At 52.0% G+C, this 19447-nt stretch carries 20 protein-coding genes and 1 tRNA gene; 6 read left to right on the top strand and 15 right to left on the bottom strand.

The window, feature by feature from the left end; translation table 11 throughout:
* Nucleotides 1–20: 20 nt before the first annotated feature.
* The 6 genes from proB to C1J05_RS10105 all read right to left on the bottom strand — a co-directional run bounded on the left by proB (nucleotide 21) and on the right by C1J05_RS10105 (nucleotide 4378).
* Nucleotides 21–1127 (bottom strand): glutamate 5-kinase, encoded by a 1107-nt coding sequence (proB, locus tag C1J05_RS10130; protein WP_114870149.1) that lies wholly within the window; start codon nucleotides 1125–1127, stop codon nucleotides 21–23.
* Complete coding sequence (obgE, locus tag C1J05_RS10125; protein WP_114870148.1) at nucleotides 1115–2152, bottom strand: GTPase ObgE; 1038 nt, start codon at nucleotides 2150–2152, stop codon at nucleotides 1115–1117. The genes proB and obgE overlap by 13 nt, the downstream gene beginning before the upstream one ends.
* A 35-nt stretch (nucleotides 2153–2187) precedes the next feature.
* Nucleotides 2188–2724: a GNAT family N-acetyltransferase gene (locus C1J05_RS10120; RefSeq protein WP_114870147.1), complete on the bottom strand. Its 537-nt coding sequence runs from the start codon at nucleotides 2722–2724 to the stop codon at nucleotides 2188–2190.
* Nucleotides 2721–3329, bottom strand: a complete 609-nt coding sequence (locus C1J05_RS10115; protein ID WP_114870146.1) for a LysE family translocator — start codon at nucleotides 3327–3329, stop codon at nucleotides 2721–2723. The genes C1J05_RS10120 and C1J05_RS10115 overlap by 4 nt, the downstream gene beginning before the upstream one ends.
* A gap of 78 nt (nucleotides 3330–3407) precedes the next feature.
* Complete coding sequence (rpmA, locus tag C1J05_RS10110) at nucleotides 3408–3677, bottom strand: 50S ribosomal protein L27 (RefSeq protein WP_114870145.1); 270 nt, start codon at nucleotides 3675–3677, stop codon at nucleotides 3408–3410.
* Nucleotides 3678–3688: 11 nt separating this feature from the next.
* Nucleotides 3689–4378 (bottom strand): 50S ribosomal protein L21, encoded by a 690-nt coding sequence (locus C1J05_RS10105; protein ID WP_114872248.1) that lies wholly within the window; start codon nucleotides 4376–4378, stop codon nucleotides 3689–3691.
* 330 nt (nucleotides 4379–4708) lie between these two features.
* On the opposite strand from C1J05_RS10105, the gene C1J05_RS10100 reads away from it, so the two are divergent.
* Nucleotides 4709–5722 carry a Hint domain-containing protein gene (locus C1J05_RS10100; protein WP_162797984.1) on the top strand — a complete coding sequence of 338 codons (1014 nt, stop codon included), beginning with the start codon at nucleotides 4709–4711 and terminating at the stop codon, nucleotides 5720–5722.
* Here the strand turns inward: C1J05_RS10100 and C1J05_RS10095 are convergent, their stop codons facing one another.
* Together C1J05_RS10095 and C1J05_RS10090 are read right to left on the bottom strand one after the other, a co-directional pair.
* Complete coding sequence (locus C1J05_RS10095) at nucleotides 5723–6553, bottom strand: DUF2059 domain-containing protein (protein WP_254684764.1); 831 nt, start codon at nucleotides 6551–6553, stop codon at nucleotides 5723–5725. It abuts the gene before it with no gap.
* Complete coding sequence (locus tag C1J05_RS10090; protein WP_114870143.1) at nucleotides 6550–7392, bottom strand: DUF2059 domain-containing protein; 843 nt, start codon at nucleotides 7390–7392, stop codon at nucleotides 6550–6552. Before C1J05_RS10090 ends, C1J05_RS10095 begins: the two co-directional genes overlap by 4 nt.
* A gap of 147 nt (nucleotides 7393–7539) precedes the next feature.
* Here C1J05_RS10090 and C1J05_RS10085 point away from each other — a divergent pair.
* Together C1J05_RS10085 and C1J05_RS10080 are read left to right on the top strand one after the other, a co-directional pair.
* A tRNA-Ser gene (locus tag C1J05_RS10085) sits at nucleotides 7540–7629 on the top strand.
* 76 nt (nucleotides 7630–7705) lie between these two features.
* Nucleotides 7706–9013, top strand: a complete 1308-nt coding sequence (locus tag C1J05_RS10080; RefSeq protein WP_114870142.1) for a DUF6538 domain-containing protein — start codon at nucleotides 7706–7708, stop codon at nucleotides 9011–9013.
* Nucleotides 9014–9290: 277 nt separating this feature from the next.
* Here C1J05_RS10080 and C1J05_RS10075 read toward each other — a convergent pair whose 3' ends face one another.
* Nucleotides 9291–9977, bottom strand: a complete 687-nt coding sequence (locus C1J05_RS10075; protein ID WP_254684763.1) for a recombinase family protein — start codon at nucleotides 9975–9977, stop codon at nucleotides 9291–9293.
* Nucleotides 9978–10292: 315 nt separating this feature from the next.
* Between C1J05_RS10075 and C1J05_RS10070 the strand changes: the two genes are divergently transcribed.
* Both C1J05_RS10070 and C1J05_RS21385 read left to right on the top strand, forming a co-directional pair.
* Nucleotides 10293–10988, top strand: coding sequence for a VPLPA-CTERM sorting domain-containing protein (locus C1J05_RS10070; protein WP_114870141.1), 696 nt, complete (start codon nucleotides 10293–10295; stop codon nucleotides 10986–10988).
* A 43-nt stretch (nucleotides 10989–11031) separates the two neighbouring features.
* A complete protein-coding gene (locus C1J05_RS21385) occupies nucleotides 11032–11385 on the top strand; it encodes a hypothetical protein (RefSeq protein WP_162797983.1) in 354 nt (117 codons plus the stop codon).
* Between the two features lie 117 nt (nucleotides 11386–11502).
* On the opposite strand, the gene C1J05_RS10065 is transcribed toward C1J05_RS21385, so the two are convergent.
* Complete coding sequence (locus tag C1J05_RS10065) at nucleotides 11503–12738, bottom strand: hypothetical protein (RefSeq protein WP_114870140.1); 1236 nt, start codon at nucleotides 12736–12738, stop codon at nucleotides 11503–11505.
* A 110-nt stretch (nucleotides 12739–12848) separates the two neighbouring features.
* Between C1J05_RS10065 and C1J05_RS21715 the strand changes: the two genes are divergently transcribed.
* The gene (locus tag C1J05_RS21715) at nucleotides 12849–13919 is read left to right on the top strand and encodes a hypothetical protein (RefSeq protein WP_205389227.1); all 1071 of its coding nucleotides are present in this window, start codon (nucleotides 12849–12851) and stop codon (nucleotides 13917–13919) included.
* Nucleotides 13920–14422: 503 nt separating this feature from the next.
* Here C1J05_RS21715 and C1J05_RS10045 read toward each other — a convergent pair.
* From C1J05_RS10045 to hxsB, 5 genes are read right to left on the bottom strand one after another with little or no spacing between them, the layout of a single operon-like run.
* Nucleotides 14423–15640: a His-Xaa-Ser system-associated MauG-like protein gene (locus tag C1J05_RS10045; protein WP_205389226.1), complete on the bottom strand. Its 1218-nt coding sequence runs from the start codon at nucleotides 15638–15640 to the stop codon at nucleotides 14423–14425.
* Nucleotides 15612–15986, bottom strand: a complete 375-nt coding sequence (locus C1J05_RS10040) for a TIGR03982 family His-Xaa-Ser system protein (RefSeq protein ID WP_114870136.1) — start codon at nucleotides 15984–15986, stop codon at nucleotides 15612–15614. The genes C1J05_RS10045 and C1J05_RS10040 overlap by 29 nt, the downstream gene beginning before the upstream one ends.
* Before the next feature lie 24 nt (nucleotides 15987–16010).
* Nucleotides 16011–16598, bottom strand: a complete 588-nt coding sequence (locus C1J05_RS10035) for a peptidoglycan-binding protein (RefSeq protein ID WP_114870135.1) — start codon at nucleotides 16596–16598, stop codon at nucleotides 16011–16013.
* A complete protein-coding gene (gene hxsC, locus C1J05_RS10030) occupies nucleotides 16595–17713 on the bottom strand; it encodes a His-Xaa-Ser system radical SAM maturase HxsC (protein ID WP_205389225.1) in 1119 nt (372 codons plus the stop codon). The genes C1J05_RS10035 and hxsC overlap by 4 nt, the downstream gene beginning before the upstream one ends.
* Nucleotides 17706–19124 (bottom strand): His-Xaa-Ser system radical SAM maturase HxsB, encoded by a 1419-nt coding sequence (hxsB, locus tag C1J05_RS10025; RefSeq protein ID WP_114870133.1) that lies wholly within the window; start codon nucleotides 19122–19124, stop codon nucleotides 17706–17708. The genes hxsC and hxsB overlap by 8 nt, the downstream gene beginning before the upstream one ends.
* Between the last annotated feature and the right edge of the window lie 323 nt (nucleotides 19125–19447).

Genomic DNA, 19447 nt, shown 5'->3' with positions numbered 1-19447 from the left:
TTTCCGGACAAATGAAGCGGTCAGATTGCCATATCGTCGCGATGGATCAAAGCGGCGCGGCCCGGATAGCCTAAAATCGCCTCGATCCCGCTGGTCTGGCAGCCTTTTATGGCTTTGGCTTCGGTTGAGGTATATCGACTAAGCCCCTGAGAAAGTCTGTGATTGTCCGCATCCAGAATGGCAACCGGATCGCCGCGCCCGAATGTGCCGTTGACCTGTGCAACCCCGGCGGGCAACAGGCTTTTGCCGCTTTTCAGTGCCCGGGCCGCGCCCGCATCGACGATGATCTCGCCTTTGGGTTTCATGGCACCGATCCAGCGTTTGCGCGCATCCTGCGGGTTCAGTTTGGCGGTAAACCAGGTCGCGGGGGCACCGTTTTCAAGGGCGCGCAGCGGATTGAGCGGGCCGCCATGGGTGATCGCCATGGTGCAGCCCCCTGCCGTGGCCATCTTGGCGGCCATCAGTTTGGTTTTCATTCCGCCCTTTGAAAGGCCCGACCCCGCATCGCCCGCCATCGCTTCGATGTCGTGGGTTATGTCGTCTATGGTGTCATAGCGGTGCGCGCTGCTGTCTTGCGCGGGGTTCGCGCTGTAGAATCCGTCGACATCCGAAAGCAGGATCAACTGATCCGCGCCCACGGTCACGGCCACCTGTGCCGCCAGCCGGTCATTGTCGCCATAGCGGATTTCGTCGGTTGCGATAGTATCGTTTTCGTTGACGATGGCGACCACGCCAAGCGCGATCAGCTGTTCCAGCGTGGCGCGGCTGTTGAGGTAGCGGCGCCGGTTTGTGCTGTCTTCCAGCGTGACCAGCACCTGACCGGTGGTGATATCATGGGGGGCCAGTGCCTCTTCGTAGGCGCGGGCCAGCCGGATTTGCCCGACAGCGGCAGCGGCCTGAGATTGTTCCAGCGTCAGATCAGTGCCCGGAAGACCCAGCACCCCCCGCCCCAAAGCGATCGAGCCGGACGAGACAAGGATCACATCGATCCCGAGAGATTTCAGCCAGACAACATCCTGTGCCAGTGCCTGCAACCAGTCGTGGCGCAAATTGCCGCTGGTCCGGTCCACCAAAAGCGCGGACCCGATTTTGACAACAACCCGTCTGGCCTGCGTCAGGGTTGCCATGTCTCTTCCTGCTGTGCGGGCGCGCGGTGGCGCAACCTGTCTTCGTCGATCTTGGTGCGCAGGGCGCGCAGCACCTCGGTAAGGCCTTCGCGCGCAACGCCCGACATCAGCATGACAGGGCCGCCGCTTGCCTTTTCCAATTCCTGACAGGCAGTTGCGCGTTCTTCTTCATCCAGCGCGTCGATCTTGTTCAGGACGGTGATCCGCGGTTTGTCGGCCAGATGCCCGCCATAGGCTTCCAGTTCGTCGATGATGATCTGGTAATCCTGCGCGATGCTGTCTGATGTGCCGTCAACCAGATGCAGCAGCACGGCACAGCGTTCGACATGGCCCAGAAACCGGTCGCCGATGCCGCGCCCTTCGTGCGCGCCTGCGATCAGTCCGGGGATGTCGGCCACCACAAATTCCACATTGTCCACGCCGACCACGCCCAGATTGGGGTGCAGCGTGGTAAACGGATAATCGGCAATCTTGGGGCGCGCGTTGGATGTGGCGGCCAGAAAGGTTGATTTTCCGGCATTTGGCAGCCCCAGCAATCCGACATCGGCAATCAGTTTGAGGCGCAGCCACAAGGTGCGTTCCACGCCCTCCTGCCCCGGATTTGCACGGCGTGGAGCCTGATTGGTCGAGGATTTGAAATGCAGGTTGCCAAAGCCGCCATTGCCGCCGCGCGCCAGTTGGACGCGCTGGCCCACTTCGGTCAGGTCGGCAACCACGGTTTCCTGATCTTCGTCCAGAATTTCGGTGCCGACCGGCACGCGCAGAACAATGTCATCGCCGCTTTTGCCGGTGCGCTGGCGGCCCATGCCGGGCTGGCCTGATTTGGCAAAGAAATGCTGCTGATAGCGGAAATCGATCAGGGTGTTCAGCCCGTCGACCGCTTCGGCCCAGACCGAACCGCCATTGCCGCCGTCGCCGCCATCGGGGCCGCCATATTCGATGAATTTTTCGCTGCGAAAGCTGACACAGCCGCCGCCCCCGCCGCCAGAGCGGATATAGACCTTTGCGAGATCAAGAAACTTCATAATGTTCTCCTAGTGCAAAGGGCAGACGCAGCCAATCACAGTTTTCGACTATAGGTCCATGTGGGCATGGTTGTATCACGGGCTACGCAAAAGGTTTCCGCGTCGCCCAGATATTCGAACCCGCAGTGGATCAGCACGCGCGCCGAGGCAGGATTGTCCTGAAACACGGATGCGAACATGGTTTTGTTGTCCATCGGATTGGCATCGACCAGCGCCTGTACGGCATCCGAGGCCAGACCGGTGTTCCAGAATGCCGGTGCCACCCAGTATCCGACCTCGGACTGGTCGCGATCAAGACGTTCCAGACCGATCACACCCATTAGATCGGGGCCGTCCGATTTTGTGCCGTCCATGGCCCACACATCTTCTGTCCGGGTTGTGGACAGGGCCCGCGCCACAAACGCTTCGGTCGCGCCCGGTGGCAGCGGATGCGGGATCGACGTGGTCATGCGCGCCACGCGGTCATCGCTGGCGTAAAGCTCGATCAGGCCCATATCGGATTTGCGCAGCGGGCGCAGATCAAACCGGTCGGTTTCGACCAAAGGCTGGTTCAGGATCGGATCCAGTTTCATGCGTTTGCTCCTCCTGCGAACAACACAAAGAGGACAGAGGCGGCGGTTAGCGCCGCCAGTGTCCACATCAGGTAGGTTTCCGCCGCCGTCCCCGCAACGGTGGCGGCGATGCGATCACCGGCAAAGGCCCAGATCGGGTGCAGCACCATCTGGCAGGCCAGCAAAATGGCCGCGATGGTGGCCGTGGCCTGCAAGGGCGGTGTGCCGATGGCGACAAATCCGGTAAAGCCCGCGATGATCATGCCCCATGCCTTGGGGTTCAATGGATGAACGATCAGCCCTGCCAGAAATCCCGGTGCGGTGCTGCGCGTGCCCTGCGGCCCAAGGCGCAGGTTGGCCACTTTCCATGCCAGCCAAAGGATATAGGCGGCGGAAACCCATTTCAGCGTTTCAAACACCCATGGTGCGCGGGCAGACAGTTCCATCAGCCCAAAACCGACGGGCCAGATTACCAGTTGTTTGCCGAGCGCGACACCGGCCACGAAAGGCAGTGCGGCGCGAAACCCATAGCGCGCGCCTGTTGCCAGCAGGGCCATATTGGCCGGACCCGGCGTGCCGACCTGACTGGCGGCAAAAACAAGGAAACTGGCGGCGGCAACGCCCATGAAATCAATTCCGTCAAATAAGAAAGGGGACCGGCGGTTTCGCCGATCCCCTGAAATGTCAAACCACTTCGGTACGGCTTATTCAGCGGCCTCTGCCACCGGCATGACCGAAATGAATGTGCGGTTTTTAAGGCCCTTGTGAAAGGTCACTGCGCCGTCAACAGTTGCAAAGATCGTATGATCCTTGCCCATGCCAACGCCCTCGCCCGGCCAGAATTTGGTGCCGCGCTGACGCACGATGATGTTGCCGGAAATAGCCGACTGGCCACCGTACAGCTTTACACCAAGACGACGACCCGCAGAGTCGCGACCGTTACGGGATGAACCGCCTGCTTTTTTATGTGCCATTTGGTTTCTCCTTAGCCTTTAGCCAGTTCTTTGGCCTGTTCGATCCAGCCTTCACGCTCGATCCGGCCTTTGAACGACAGTTGCTCGTCCATAGCAGCGACATCCGCCTCTGTCCACGCTGCCACCTGGGCAAATGTGGTCACGCCTGCGGAATGCAGCTTTTTCTCGAGCGCGGGGCCAACACCGGACAGTTGCTTGAGATCGTCAGCAGCGGCGGATTTTGCAGCGGCTTTCGGGGCCGCAGCCTTTTTGGATGCCTCGGCCTTTGTCTCGGCTTTCGCCTTTGTGTCGGCCTTTTTCGCAGATTTCTTCGGGGCAGCGGCAGCGACCGCAACAGCGGATACCGAACCTGCGCCGATCGCGGCTTTCACGCCGGATTTGTCTGCACCTTTGGCCAGAATTTCGGTCACGCGGATCAGGGTCAGCTTTTGGCGATGGCCCTTGGTGCGCTGCGAACCGTGCTTGCGGCGGCGCTTGACGAAATGGATCAGCTTGTCGCCCTTGATCTGGTCGACCACTTCGGCCTGTACGCCGGCATCTGCCACCAATGGCGCGCCAACGACCGGCTTGTCACCGCCCAGCATCAGAATTTCGTTGAATTGTACTGTTTCGCCAGCGTCTGCAGCCAGTTTTTCAACACGAAGCGTATCGCCCGATTGAACTTTGTACTGCTTGCCGCCGGTCTTGAGGACCGCAAACATGCATCTTTCCTTCGCTTTTGCCGCGTTCTGTGGTCCCCTTGCGGGTGTTTTCGGCCGTTTGGCCACCTCGAACAGCGCGCCCTTGGGGCGTCATTGAAAAATAAACCCGGATCGGGACCTTTCCCGCCGAGATGCGGGCTTATGAGGGGAAGACGGGACCAAGTCAAGAGGAAGAATGCCACCGCGCTGATCCTGCCACGTCGCCTGCCCTGATCCCGGATTTCGCGGGACTTTGGCAATATCGCGCCGGTTTCGGTCTTTCCATTTGAAATGCCATCAAACCGCCGCAAATCGCAGATAGGCAAACTGTTTCGTGAGTGCGAGGTACCAATGGCTCTTTTTACGCTGCAATATGTCTATCAACTGTCCGATTTCCTGACCACAGGTGCCAATATCACGCCGCCGGATGAACAAGGCGCGCGCGCTCAGGGATCGCCGCCCTTCACGATGACACTTGATCCGTCAGCCACGCCGTTGCAAATCGTGATCGACGATGACGATGCGCTGCTTCACGAAACAACCGGTTCGGACCCGTCGCAACCGCTGGCCAGCGACATTACGATTGACGGTGTTCTGTATCCCGCAGGCAGCCATGTCGTGGTTAATTATGTGCTGACCGACAACAACGGGTTCGAAGGGTTTTCCATAACCATTGGCGACCAGAATTCCGGCAACAACACAACCACAGCCTTTATCACCACACAGCCCATGGTGCCCGGGCAGCAATATGTCTTTACGCAAGAGGACAATATCGGTGGCAACGGGGCGCGCAGCTACAGTGAATTTGCCTGCTTCACCAGCGCAACCCTGATTGATACGCCAACAGGGGTGCGCAGGGTTGGCGTTCTGGTCGCGGGCGATCTTGTCGATACCCTGCATCACGGGGCGCAACCGGTGCGCTGGGTCGGGCGCCGCAGCGTTCCGGGCATGGGGGCCATGGCACCTGTTCGGATCTGCAAGGGCACGTTGGGGGCATCGCGCGATCTGCTGATTTCGCCCAACCATCGCATGCTGATCACAGGCGCGCATGCGCAACTTTACATGGGATGCGATACCGTACTTGTCGCGGCCAAACACCTTGTGAACGGGTGCAGTGTCAAACGCAGCCCAATGGGGTTTGTCACTTACGTGCACATCATGTTTGACGATCATGAGATTGTGCGCACCCAGGGTTGCGACAGTGAAAGCTATTATGTCGGCGACACGGCGCGCAGCGATGCCGCCTTGGAACAGGCCGCCGAAGTGCTTGCGCTGTTTCCCGATCTGGCACCGCGCCTGCCCCGCAAGCTGGCCCGCCCCGAAGCCCGCGCCCACGAGGCGAGCCTTCTGGCACAGATGTTGTAATTATAATTCGCTGGCGGCCAGTTCCAGCGCGACAGCCCGTCCGAGCGCATAGGAAATATCGGTGTACATGGCGTTGAAACCGTCAAACAGCCCGCGGTTCAGCGCTTGTCCTGCATCGGTGCGCGAAAACGCGATATAGGCTTCCAATTCCTCATCGCTCAGCGGTTGATAGGCCATCAAAAGATATCCCATCAGCCACTCTTCCGTGTCGGCACGTATCTCTTCCTCTTGCGCCCAGACTTCGGCAATCATTTCGTCTTCGCTCATGTCAAAGGCGTTGCCGTCGCTCAAACCGCGGAAAAACTGGTAGTTTGAAGTCAGGGCGCCGCTGACATTCCGCTCCAGCAGATCGTTTGCAGTGACAAAGGCGCGGATCAGATCCAGTCGGTTGCCGCCGTCTTGCGCCAGGTCGCGATAATTCTGGCGCGCGATTTCTTCGATGTCATCATCCCCCATCGCGCCGCGCGCGGCGTTTTCAAGGGCCACGATGCGTTCACCGGCAGGTGTCTGGAAAAATGCCAGCGTTGCATCCAGATCGCTGCCCTGCAGCGCGTTCGCCAGCCCGGCGCGGGTGGTTTCGCTCATGCGGTGGATATCGTAAATCCTGTCGACCTGGCTGGCCCAGAACCCGCTGCCCTGCCCGTCCAGCATGTCGGCATTCAGATCGCGCGCGTAATCAAGCCCCTCGGTGCGCACGATCTGCATCATCTCTGCCATCTTCAATGCGTCCATCAACAACGTGACGCGCGCGGTGCCCTGTGCCATCAGGCAGGAGGCAGAGATCAACAGGACCGCGCTCGCGGCACAAATACGGGACCAGATCACGTTCACAATTCGGTTCCCGGATGCAGATCGGCCATACGTGCGGCCAGTTTTTCGAACCGGTTCGCCATAATCTCGTACTGCACGGCGTTCATCAATTCATAGACCAGTTTCATATCGGGATGTTCCAACGCCTTGGCATAGGCAAGAACTTCGGCATCGGAAAAATCGCGGTAGGTATAGGCCGCCCCCGACAGGCCGGATTTTTGCATGGCACGGCGCAGTTCACCCTCCTGCTCGCGCATCATGCCGCGCAGGTCTTCTATGTCGATGCGCAGTTCGATCACGCCCGCCGCCGCTGCCGCCATCAGAAACCGCAACTGGATTTCCTGCAACGCCCGCACCCCGTGGCCCGCCGTATCAATGGCCGCATTCATCCGGTTCAGGCTGTTAAGCCGGTCAGACCCGTCCGCAACCAGCTGCGCCACGATCGCCTCGCCCTGCGCGGATTTGGCGGTATCGTCCTCCATCATGTGCGATGCGTTTTCCGCCACCACCAGCCGCTGCCCCAGATCCGAGGCATAAAATTCGGCCGCATGGGCCAGTAAATCGTCGCTGAGCGTCTGTTCCAGAATGTCCAGCGCCATGTCATGCAGGGTTTCCGTTTCAAAGATATCGTCGGCAAGGCGGGTCCAGTCATCACCGAACGCGTCCGTATCCAGCCCCAGCATTTCAGGCGCCGATGCCGCCGAAAGCTTGATGCTTTCCAGCGCGACATCAAATCCTGTCACGGTCAAAAACGCCTCAAGCCGGGCACGATCGGCGGCCTGCGCCGGCCAGAACGACCCCAGAGACAGAACCAGCCCCAGAACCAGGGCTTTGGAAAGGATAAGAAGAGGGCGGGGCATGAAAACGTCCTGTTGAGCTGTGCGACGGTGCCAAGCCTAAGCCATTTCATCCCGCAGGCAATGAAAATCCCCGTGACAGCGGATGAGGCGAATTCTGATCTTGCCACGCTGCGCGGTCCAAGTTACACGCCCCTGCAAGACCCCCGCGGAGAGGTGCCGGAGTGGTCGAACGGGACGGTTTCGAAAACCGTTGAGCTCGTAAGGGTTCCCAGGGTTCGAATCCCTGTCTCTCCGCCAACTACCCTTATTGCCCTTATTCCCTTATTACATTACACAAAAGAGAATATTTGGGAGTATAAAGGGAGTATAAATCGTGTCGCATTACCCAACATCGACCCTGACTAAGAACAAGGGAAAGTGGTACGTCTTCATGACAATACCCAAGGAGCTACGGCCTTATTTTAAAGATCGAACCCAGTTGAAGCGAAGCACCAAGACCTCTGATTTGACCCATGCAAAAGCTGTACAGCACGACATAACCACAGCGATGAGGGCAGAGCTGGACGCTGCCAGACCTGATCCGTTGCAAAAGGTGGCTGACCTGATGTCGTGGTCCTTGGATGAGCTGAAAGCCATGATGCGCGATGATCCAGAAAGATTAGAACGAATGATAATAGGTCAAACTGTTCAGCCATTCATTGGCGAACCAGAGGAAGACCGTGCTATTATATCTGAGCAGATCAGGGCAGAAGAAGCTTACAAGCTTTTCAAAGCGACCACTGAAGAAAAAGAAACCACCACGAAGGCACCTAAGCTGTCAGAAGTGGCAGAAGAATTCTTTGCCAGCAAGCCATACGACAAATTGAAAACAGAAATGGATGCCAAGCTGTCGGTCGGTCAGTTTATCGAATTCGCTGGTGATCTGCCTGTTGACCAAATTGAGACCCGGACAGGCAACAGGTGGCACGACAGCATGTCCGGTCTGGCCTATAAAACCATCAAGAAAAAGAGTTCGTACATCAGTCGATTGCTGGATTGGTCTGTACGAAAAGACAAGATTGAAAGAAATCCGTTCAGAGACATAACGATTGATTACAAACTCGGGACACCAACGAAACATTTCATCCCATTTGAACAGTCAGAATTGCATGAACTATTTGCTCTATCTATGCCAGATCATTTGAAAACCTTGTTGACTACGCTCATGGTGACAGGGTGTCGCTTGGATGAAATCACCTTGCTTGAATGGGACGAGGTGAAGGTGAAAGACGGGATCAAGTATTTCGATCTGACCAAATCAATTGTTAAGACAACTGGATCAAAGAGGCTTGTCCCCTGCCCTACAGTGATCGAACATTTGTATCCCGTTGTAGCTGGTAAAACTGGTCAGGTGTTCCCCCAATTTAAACGTGACGCAGACGGGAAGGCTCAAAGTCCAGCCAGTAAGGCTCTGATGAAATATGTTCGTAAGGTCACACCGGACAGGCAGAAGGTTGTTCATTCACTACGGGGTAACTTGAAAGACCTCTTACGTGATGCTGGCGTACCAGAGGACGTTAACAACTTCATAACGGGTCATTCGAGTGGGGATGTTGCCGGGTCTTATGGCTCTGGTCCCAGCTTGAAAGTCAGAGCAGACGCATTGAACTCGGTGGAACACCCTTGGCTAAGAACAAGGTGAACCTGCCTCGTACGCGCGTAAGAACTTAAGGTATACTTTCTATAGGTAAATATAAAGTTATTGCTTTTAAAACAAACACTTACGTGTATATGAGGCATCCAGAGTGAATTACATCATTTGATAGTATCTATATGTTGTGTCTCCACTCAGAATAAATCAATATATAGAATATCCACGTACAGCCACGGAGAGGCGCCTTACAGCCATTCTAAGCCTCTAGTCTAGGGTGCCCTTCCAAACAGGTCTAGAGGCTCTGTAGCACCCCTCTCAGGCGCTCTCAGGCATTATCCAAGACCCTATCTACCACCCCCCTGACAGTTGACGGATACCATTGCCCCCCTCTGGCAGTCTTCAAGCCAATACGATTCATCTCATCTGCTGTCTGCTGGAGTGTCAATCCACTGTCGCGATAGGCTTTGATCGTTGGATAGACGTGTTGCGCTCTCTTCAAGGCTTCAACCTGCAACGCCTTGTGTCGTTTCTTTGTGCCTTCCCGGTAGCCACCCAGTTTAACACCCCTTGCCTTGGCTTCTTTCAGCGCAGCTTTGGTTCGAGTTGATATGAACTCACGCTCTTGTTCTGCCAGTGCTGCATATATGTGAAGCTGGAACTTGTCTGCGTTAGGCATGACAGCCACACGAAGCATAAGCTTTGGATCATCCATCAGGGTGGCGATAAAGGAGACCTTTCTGCTAAGTCGGTCCAGCTTGGCAATCAAAAGGATAGCGTTGTTTTCCTTTGCCATCTTGATAGCCTTGTTTAACTGGGGTCTGTCACTGCTGGCACCTGATAGAACATCAGTAAAGGTGTCTATTACCTTGTGTTCCTTGGGGGCGTAGTTCTCAAGATACAGCCCAATGTCACGCTGTTGAGCTTCCAAGCCAAGACCTGATTCACCCTGCCCTTTAGTACTTACTCGTTTGTAAACTACGTACTGTTCCAACATCTCATCTCTCTCGTTCATCAGTCGCTAACGTAATATGAGTCGTGAAAGATGGAATGTCAACGTAGGTTGCACCCAGTAAATGCCATAAACGTTGAAAAAATCTAAATGTCTGTGTGGTGCAGCAAGAGGGGACAGGGGGGTGTCGGGGTACCTCTTCTATTCAGAATGACATGCCCAAATTATCTCGGTAATTTTTCACTGGATGTAACGAAATGATTTACTTGAGAATTTGAAGCTGACCTTTTGAGTTGATCTGGATCAGTGCTGGCTAAAAATTACAATGTATGTATGACTTTCTGATCTGGGTATTATTCGGGTGTGGGGAATTATTTTATGATGAAGAGAATTTTGATGGCGGCTGTAGCTGCGATGGTTGTGGCTCCGGTCTCTCTAAGTGCATCAACGTTGAGTTTTTCTATAACTGGATCTAACAGTGAAATGTACACATCAGGAAGTTTTATTGGAACTGACGTCGATGGGGATGGCTATATTAGTCACGATTCAACGTCATCTTCCAATATCGACACAATCTACCTTAGAGTATTCGGTAGCGTCGATACTGGATACGACGCACTCGGAGATGGCACTACTGAAATTGTAGGTTATGGGTATGGTATCGATACTTCGAGTACGAGACCACCATCATTTTATGACGATATTGCTTTTTTTAGGGTTGCGATATCCAACCCTTATTCACCGTCTATTTCATTCCTCGAAGCCCCGTTTGGTGACGCTGGGGGTTACGATTTTAATGGATCCGTAGCTAGTGCAGCATACATATTCTCCCGATACGAACTACGTGATTATGCCAGTACCCCAGCTTCAGTAACTTCGGTTGTTCTTTCACTAGGCCCTCCACCTCCCGGCTGCATACCAAGCAACTACACGCCACCGAAATGTGAACCGTGGCGTCCCGATGGTTTGTCGCCAGTACCCCTCCCTGCTGCCCTGCCGATGCTTCTGGCTGGCGTGGGCGGTCTTGGCTTCATTGCTCGCCGCAGGAGAAAGTCACAACAGAAAGCTGCCTAATTTCTTAATCTAAAAGTCACAGACTTCAACATTGGAGATTAAGTTGAACAAGAAGATCGTATTGTTATGCCTCGCACTAGTTACCGCTGGTTGCGACATCACCCAACCCGTTGCGGTCATAAGCCCAGAAGGCAGAGTATTAAAAGGAACAACTACGGCTTCAACAACCCAAAGCGGTTCCTTCCAAGTTTCGGATGGAAAACTGACATGTGCAGGTACATACGATGCGTATTCTATGAGTGAATCGCTTAGTTTCCCTGTGACCTGCAACAATGGCATGAAGGGGTTAGGAACAGTTGTTCGTGAAGCTTCTGGAATGGCCGGGTCAGGATCAGTTCGTATGACTGACGGTACCGATTGGACATTCGTCTTTGGGTCTGCAGTAAAAGCATTTTGATAAACATAGAGGGCGAGACAACACAGGATTCAATTCCTGTTGATTTGGCCAAGAACAAGCAATTACTTCAGTGGCTAGTACACATCGGCTCCTTATGGAGTACTTTAAGTTGTACCCTTACCCACCCGAGGTATAGCACCCCAAAATTTCCTTCTCACCACCAAGTCCTTGAATTTTAAGGGCTGGTCGTATCCCACAATCTTCCTCAAAAACATTCTGTAGCACTTCAGCAGCGACATCTGAATCAGATGCTTTGCATATCAGTGCGTCATGCATTGGGTAGGAAGGAATGCCCTTGGCCATTAATACCTCAATTGTGGATAGGACAATTTCTGACTCTCTGAAGGCCAAGGCATTTGAATCCAAAACACCCGGCTTCAGGTTCTTCAACGCTGGGAAGGTTTCAGTTAGCTTATCCCTGACTGGAACGAACTGACCCTTTCCAAAAGTGTCGTTGTATTCTTTTGATCCCCGCCTCTTATTGGCATTACCTGATCCCAAGACTTCCAAAACTACTCGCTTCACTTTGTCTCTGTCAGCGGCAACAAAGGCATACGGGTCACCAAAGGGCGTATCAGGCATTGCATCGCCAGTCATTCCTGTCAGCAAGGTCAAGTTGGCGGCTCGGAGGTCGATCTCAGCCACAGGATGACCATCAATCGTACCAGTTAGTCGGGTAGCTTCGGGAAGCGTTACCCAGCCACCATAAAGCCTACCACCTCGGTCCAAGCGGCCATCGTTAAAGACACGTGTTGCTGACACGTACTTATTCCCATCAATAACAAGTGGGTGTTCATGCCAGAATTCCTTTAATCTTTGGACACGAGACCTTGCACTATCAAGCTTGGATCCAAACTTCTTTCTTGCTTTGGCAGGTGTAATTTTACCGCCACCAACGGAATCCCCAGTGATGTAAATGGTTGCCTTCTCTGACTTCACGGTGACAGTCGGCTTCTCGGACTGCATCCAATTGCCTTTGTTTATGAATACATCCTCAGAAATTTCGTAGACGGTCATTGTTTTCTTGAACTTAGCTTCAGAGAACAATGTAAGCAGACCCTTGTCGATCAGTGCCTCACGAACCTCTCGTACCACCCGCTTGCCTACGGCTGGGAACTCCACCCAGTGCTTGTCATCGTTACTCCAGCCAATGAGGTTATCGGTGGCTCCGTCCCTTCGCATCCTTTCACAAGCCCAGAGCAGGCTAGACAGGATCACGATCACCTTTTCCTTTTTAGCTGATGTCAGCGACAGGCCGAGATCATGGGCAAAAGACAGCACCAGTTCTCGAGTAGCGTCATCCGCAGGCGTGAATGTCGGTTCAAAAAAGGTGCTGACCGTGGTTTCACTCATGTGAAGTACTGTGCTCCTCGCGGATACGGTTATACTCACAATAGAAAGGTTTCCAAATTGCCAATACTAATGGAGGGCGATGTGAGACTTGTTTCGTAGAAAGGATAGCTATGTTCGGACTCAGAATTTGGATACTTGGAATCTCTCTGGTTTTTTCAGCAGTAGCAGCTCATGCCTCGCAGTTCGAGATCGTTGACTGGCGTGGCGGGCAAGCGCTTAAGATGACTGGCAAGATTGACTTAGGCACGGCTGCGCGTTTCAACTCAATTGCGGATCGAGTAAAACCGGCAGAGCATGGCTTGCCCATCCTTCTACTGGACAGTCCGGGTGGGAACGTATTCGAAGCCCTCTTGCTTTCCGCAGCTATGAAGAACCGGCCTTTTCACACAGTGATAGCGGACGATGCGAGTTGTGCGTCCGCTTGTGCTTCTATAGTTTTCATTGCCGGAAAGTATCGTACCATGGAACATTTTGGACGTTTCGGCCAACACTCATGTTCGGTGTCGGGTGCACCGGACTCCGAATGCAATGAACTGATCAGCCAACACGCAATTTCCAATGGAGTATCACATGGCTCTGTTGCGGCCTTTGTAACTTATACTGCTCCAACCGAGATGCTCTGGTTCAGTCGCGAGGACATCGATGGTTGGGGGATTTCACACTATCCAGGCTCCGAAGAGTCCGGTTTCGAAAAGAGTGAACCTCGCGTCTTCCGGGCAATTACTGGAAAGCTCCCTGCCGCACAATCTGCTTGGCGTTTGGATTTCTGGAAAAATGGGTGGAGAGCTTTCAACCGACCTAGCTCTGATGCAGAAAGAGAACTTCAGCTCAATCAGTTTTGCGTTGAGCATATTCCTGGCGTGCTATTTTTGGCGATCGAAATCCATGGACCATCCGAAGTAGTTGAAGAAGTAACTCAAAGAGTTGTCTTGCTCACTGATGTATTCAGCCTAGAAACGAGTGAGCCGATGATATGGCAAGAAGATCGCTTGGTTACAATGGTAGCAATCCCAATCCCGACTGAGAAGGTATTGGCATGGCTTACAGAAGTTTCTCAGTATGAATTTCGAATTGATACCAAACAGCCTTATGAACCGATTGGCGCAATCGGATACCTTTCTGGAAGCCGAAAGAATTTGATATTCGCGGCGAACAATTGTGACTATCGTGCTAATAATTGACAACTCTATCCGCGCTCCTAACGGGCGTGCAACTGTAGTAATCAAAGGTCTTTGGAGTTTGTTCAGCTCTGATCTAACAGGTTTTGATAGAGGCCAAGCCCTCAAGGCCATTGAGAACGTCGAAGCTGAGTTTATGAGAATGGTCAACGTTAGGTTTGTAGGGATCCATTAATCTTAACGCCCAAAGCCCGATTGCAACGCCCTGCAAACCATGACGGCACAGCTTTCGGCAGCATCGCCCCGGAAGAACCGCATCAGGTGACGGTCCGCATATCGCGCAATGAAGGGCTTCAAAACCTCTTCCCATCCCTCTGCGCTGTGAACTTTGCCGGGGCGCAACGGCGCGCTGCAGGTCGTCAGAGGATACAGTAGCGGTCTAAGCTCTGGACCTGTAAAGCCGGATCTAACGTCCTTGGCTTTTTTACCCCCACATGCAACCATTCCAAAGCATTGGAGGCCTAGAGGCGGCTGGACACACACCCGTTAAAGTCGTTTGGCAGTCCTTACTCAGCGGGTTGATCTAGAAGTCTTAAGAAGCTGATCAGGTCATTTATTTCGGAATCTTCTAGGTAGCTAATGCTTAGAAGATTCTCTCCTGAGGCGGCAATTGCCTTGTAAAACTCGTGACGCTCCAGTTTCGCCATTTGCGAAGGAGCAACTAATCTCAGCGGATCAAAGTGAGCTACAATTGCTTCTTCTAAAGTGGCAACGCTGCCAGAATGACCGTATGGTGCAGTGTTTCCTACGTCCCACAATGGTGGAGTTCGAAATTTGTACAAGTCAGCCGGGTCGTGCGTTACGTTGAACTGTCCGTAATCGATACCGAAGCCGTTGCGGCCTTGGCCAAGTTGCGGAAAAGGTATTGCGTGAAGATTTAAGTCGGAGAAATGTGGGCCGTTATGACACGAAACGCACCTACCTTTGCCGTAGAAGATCAAACCTCCATTAATTTCTGGCTCCGATAGCTCCCCCCCTTGAAAGACAAACCTGTGAAGGTCCGTTTCGTGAATATTGAACTCCTCTTCAATGAAGGCAGAGATACTTTGTGCAACATCTACAAACTCAACCGCGTCCACCGACTTTGAAGATATTGTAGCTAGTTCGGCGATAAGGTTTGGCTCTTTCACCCTAAGGTTCTCAACAATCGCAGCATACAAGCCGGATGCTAAGTCTGCGTCTTCCTGAAGGTATCTTTGTACTACTTCGTCGAAGTCTAGCATTTCGACGGTCTCTACAGGAGGTAAGTGGACGGCCACAATCAGTGGGTCATCCGAAGGAGGGGAGCCACCAAACTGACTTACCACCGAACCGGAACTTGCATCTACTCGACCATCCCAGAAGAAAGTATTGAAGTCTTCAGCGCCACGTCCCCAAAGGGCTAGAGAATTTCTAGGTAGAAACCGATAAGCGCTTTCTACGCGTTCGCGTCCTTTGCCTTGACTGGATAATCCTGCAGACACCGGGATACCGTCACCGCTACCGAATTCGCGCAAGTGACACTGTTGGCAGGATATTTCACCATTGAGACTAAGCGCCTCGGCTTGAAAGAACTCTTTGCCTAATTCTCCTAATTCGGAGAGTGGCTTGTCCACCGTTGGCTGCAATCCATTATTGACCAGCGCATTTCGGAGTACCTCGTGCCGCACATCGGATAAGGCTTGGCCAGCAAGAAGTACCAACCCAATCGTAGTGCTAATAGCGAATTTCATGTATTTCGACAAACCGTCTTACGTCCTTTGCATTAGCCTCGAGAGCCTCAAGACCAAGGAGCCCCAAATGTGACTCCGACACGCCCATCGCACTTAGTTTTTTTCGTAGTTTGTCGTATTCTTGGCAAGATAGAAGCCCTATCTCTGCTGCCTCTAAATTCGTGATAGTAATATCGCTAGGATCAAATTCGACTGCTTTTTTGGCAATGAAGTGTTCTCGCATCACGTGATCGCACTGGAACATCGCTTCCTGATATTCCTGTCTGTAGATTTGGGCAGCTAAAGGAGGCACCAAGTACTCGATAATCCCGTAGGTCAACGTCAGAGCAAATATACCAACAAGCAAAACCCGGTTCATTGAAGGCGTTCTTCTGATCAACATCTAGTTGGCAACTATGCCAAGAAGATTGAGTGTATCTGCCTCAAGCTTTCCCGAAGGCACCAGACCTGAATTACGTTGGAATTTATAAACCGCTGCAATCGTCCGTGAATGTAACTCACCGTTAGGCGTACCCACTTCGTAGCCTTCGGCAAGTAATGCTATCTGTACTTTAGAGACTATCTCGCCGAATTTTTTGGTATTCCCTGTAAGAATTTTTGGCTTTCTAGCCGTACTGGGACTCCTTGGGAGCACTGCAGAACGAGGTGTGCTGCTTTCGTTTCTGCCAGAAATTTGCAATGCATCGCCGTTCTCGCTTGAAGGAGCGTAAGTTATTCCATCGCTGGGAGCTTCTGGCCGATGATAGGAACGGTGGCTCGAGTGTGAACCGTGAGACTGGTGGCTTTGATGCGAGCTATGTGCAGAAAGATCGTACTCATTGAGCTCAGTAATTGAAACAGCGTGATGGACAATATCGTCTATTAGACTCTTGGTAGCAGAAATTGGTCCGGTGTCCGCATGTACTACTGATGATGCAGGTACTAGACCGGCTGAGAGCATTGTGGGAACGATAAATTTTCTGGAACTCATAGAGATTCTCCTTTGGCCGAGAGCGGGTTGATCTCTTCAAACCGCCAAGACTCATTGTACCACTCAAAGAAACCAGAACAAGAGTCCCGTTTCTCACATGGAGCACATTCCGGCAGGTATTTCTTTTTCCAATCTGAGATAGTATCCGCGCAGTACTTTCGATACTGGGGCGGCACTGTGCAGAGCGGAATGTTGTACAGAGTGGTCGGGATACGCCTTAACTTTGCGATGTCTAACGCGTGTTCTAGCGGCTCAAAAAAGACTGAATGATCGACAAACAAGTCTTCTCTAAAGGCCTTAGCAAACCCCGTTGGCTCTAAGCCCATGATCGCCCAGACTTTTAGGAAGAAAAGGTTCTTCGATATAAAGTTTGCCAAGCTAGGCAGCTGGGGATAGTTCATTCCGGTCAGGACCGTCCTAAGTTCAATTTTCGCCTTCGCAGAAGCCAACCTAAATAAATTGGGCATTAGTACTTCGAAGGCACCGTCCTTGAACACAATTCGGTCATGACTTTCAGCTTCAGGCGCGTAGAGAGGAACACCCCAAAGAATATCACACTCTTCATTGAGGCGTCTCAGCGTTGGTACATCCTCGTCCCGAAAATGCTGGCCATTTGTCAGAATATGCAACTTGATGTCTGGTCGAGAAGATACGATGTCTTCGAGCAAATCGAAAAAAAGATCTCTTTGCAGAGTAGGCTCGCCACCCGATATTCCAATTGGAATTCCTTCATCAGCAAGGCGAACCGCTTCCTTGTAGAATGGAAGTCTCCACTGGTCGTTTATACGCTTCGGCGGTTGGCTGCACATTACGCATAGCTGATCGCACTGTTCGGTAAACAAGAGCGTGTTGTGGTGGCTATTGCACCGTATCAACCGAGAAGCCGTTTGATGTCCGGGAACAACCAGAAGAACATCTCCGTAGAGTTCCTCGGCCTTAACTCCTGGGAAGAAAATCTTCAAACCCTCGAAGTTGCCAACGGAGCCATCCTTTCCATCTGTCTCTAGCGCCAAGCCCTTTTCACCAAATCGGTTCTCGGATGGCATTTCGACGCGGCAAACAAAAGGCCCTGAGTTTTGCAGGCTGCACTCGATCGGTAGTTGGAGGTTAATCATACAACGCCTCAAACGGCGCATGTGCGCCATTTTTTCGGAAGGCCCAAGTCATAAGCGGATCAAGCCATTCCCTGTCCTGCTCTGCAATCTTCTCGAAAATCAGATCGAATAGTCCCATGTGTCTTTTACAGAATGCGGTAGAAGTCTTAGGCGTGTCAATTCGACCATACCGAGAAAGATCGTCCACTAGATCCACACCACAGAATGGTCCGTAAGCACAGTGTACACAATCAGAATGAACCTCATTGATCGAGTTCATATTCAGGGTCGAGAGCTTGTCTTCGTCAATCTTACCGCCAATTTCGCCAATCTTTAGATCAACTTGCTTAGTTCGCGATAACATACGGGCTTCATCGGTTGGATATATCGAGCCATCGTAATCAATCACGCAATAGTCTTCAAAATATCTGTTTGGAGAACGGCAATCGACGTAGTTTATTCCTGACGCTCCTAAGATTTTTTGGAAAATCATTGACGCATAAAACTCTTCAAAGAACTCCGTTTTGTTTATTTCCATGATCTTCTGAAGAGCTCGAAAATAAGCCTGGTTCCAGTTTTCCGTTCCTTCAAGTGAAGTCGCATGTTTTTTTCTTGCAAAGCCCATGTAATTGACTGGCCTCAAGAAAATGGAACTAAGTCCAAGCTCTCTGTAGAAATCTATGATTTCTTCAATTTGGTCATATGCTTGCGTGGGAATCGTAGGCAGTGCCGAAACCTTGTCGGAACCGTATTTCCTCATGATGTATGTTAGGTTTTCAAAAAACTTTTGAGCACTTTCCGTTGTTCCTGTTCTGTTAAGCGCCATTAAGTTTGTCGGCCCATCTATTGAGGTGCTGATGTGCATCTTGGGGTTCGACAGTAGTTCCTCGACCTCAGGAGTAAGGTTCATCAAGTTTGTACAAATAGCGAATTCGACTTGATCAAAATGCTTCTCGGCTCTGGTAATAATCTCATTCAAAAGATCAGGCCTAAGAGTCGGTTCACCGCCTTGGAACTCGATCTTTACGCTATTGCTGGCGTGCTGGCTCCAGAAAGTCTCTAACAGTTCAATCTGTTGTTCTTCTAAGTCAAAGCCTACGGCATTCTCGGAAGCTCGGGATACCTGGCAATAGGAACAGGCCAAGTCACAACGTAGCGTAGGAACGATTAACATGTACGAAAGACGATCGGCTCTCTTTCCAATATTCTGTCTTGCTCGACTTGCAAGAGCCGTGAATCGCCAGTCGTCCTCGCCTGAGAGCAGAATTTTAAGATCACTAAGTTTTTTTGCTTGTTCGTCAGATAAATGACCGCTCAAAATTTTTCGAACGACATCTGACTCAAAAAAATCAAAATCACCGACTTCATTCACCAAAAGGGTCTTATTTTCGCTGATTTCACGAAAACGAAATGGGCTGAAAACGTTATCCATTGTAAATGCGCTTTCTTATTTCGAGCGTCTCTTGAAAAACTTTCTCTTGATAGAGTGTATTCAAGACCGACTTCTTGAGTTGACTAGCTCGATCCTCAACTTCATCACCGCTTACGATCAACTTATCACCTTCTATTTCGAAACTAAGGTCTGGATGACTCACCTCCAGCCTAGCTCTAGCGGCCCCTGCAATCTCCGAAAAACAAGCATCAACCGGAACTATAAGTCTCGACACATCTTCACCTTGGCTTTCACATGTAGCGACGCTGAATTCGTCGCATTTTCATAAAGAAATCAATGAGGAAGACGCTAACAGCCAGCAT

The organism is Sulfitobacter sp. JL08 (genome assembly GCF_003352045.1).
GTDB lineage: Bacteria > Pseudomonadota > Alphaproteobacteria > Rhodobacterales > Rhodobacteraceae > JL08.
The sequence above is the reverse complement of the archived record's forward strand: the minus strand, read 5'-3'. Positions and strand labels throughout refer to the sequence as shown.

Bases quoted from the DNA above. Each gene is read 5' to 3' on its own strand.
- C1J05_RS21715 (WP_205389227.1), top strand. From the start codon at position 12,849: ATGTTCGGACTCAGAATTTGGATACTTGGAATCTCTCTGGTTTTTTCA.
- C1J05_RS10120 (WP_114870147.1), bottom strand. From the start codon at position 2,724: ATGAAACTGGATCCGATCCTGAACCAGCCTTTGGTCGAAACCGACCGG.
- rpmA (WP_114870145.1), bottom strand. From the start codon at position 3,677: ATGGCACATAAAAAAGCAGGCGGTTCATCCCGTAACGGTCGCGACTCT.
- C1J05_RS10070 (WP_114870141.1), top strand. From the start codon at position 10,293: ATGATGAAGAGAATTTTGATGGCGGCTGTAGCTGCGATGGTTGTGGCT.
- proB (WP_114870149.1), bottom strand. From the start codon at position 1,127: ATGGCAACCCTGACGCAGGCCAGACGGGTTGTTGTCAAAATCGGGTCC.
- hxsB (WP_114870133.1), bottom strand. From the start codon at position 19,124: ATGGATAACGTTTTCAGCCCATTTCGTTTTCGTGAAATCAGCGAAAAT.
- C1J05_RS10035 (WP_114870135.1), bottom strand. From the start codon at position 16,598: ATGAGTTCCAGAAAATTTATCGTTCCCACAATGCTCTCAGCCGGTCTA.
- C1J05_RS10075 (WP_254684763.1), bottom strand. From the start codon at position 9,977: ATGAACGAGAGAGATGAGATGTTGGAACAGTACGTAGTTTACAAACGA.
- C1J05_RS10115 (WP_114870146.1), bottom strand. From the start codon at position 3,329: ATGGGCGTTGCCGCCGCCAGTTTCCTTGTTTTTGCCGCCAGTCAGGTC.
- C1J05_RS10065 (WP_114870140.1), bottom strand. From the start codon at position 12,738: ATGAGTGAAACCACGGTCAGCACCTTTTTTGAACCGACATTCACGCCT.
- C1J05_RS10100 (WP_162797984.1), top strand. From the start codon at position 4,709: ATGGCTCTTTTTACGCTGCAATATGTCTATCAACTGTCCGATTTCCTG.
- C1J05_RS10105 (WP_114872248.1), bottom strand. From the start codon at position 4,378: ATGTTTGCGGTCCTCAAGACCGGCGGCAAGCAGTACAAAGTTCAATCG.
- C1J05_RS10090 (WP_114870143.1), bottom strand. From the start codon at position 7,392: ATGCCCCGCCCTCTTCTTATCCTTTCCAAAGCCCTGGTTCTGGGGCTG.
- C1J05_RS10040 (WP_114870136.1), bottom strand. From the start codon at position 15,986: ATGAACCGGGTTTTGCTTGTTGGTATATTTGCTCTGACGTTGACCTAC.
- hxsC (WP_205389225.1), bottom strand. From the start codon at position 17,713: ATGATTAACCTCCAACTACCGATCGAGTGCAGCCTGCAAAACTCAGGG.
- obgE (WP_114870148.1), bottom strand. From the start codon at position 2,152: ATGAAGTTTCTTGATCTCGCAAAGGTCTATATCCGCTCTGGCGGCGGG.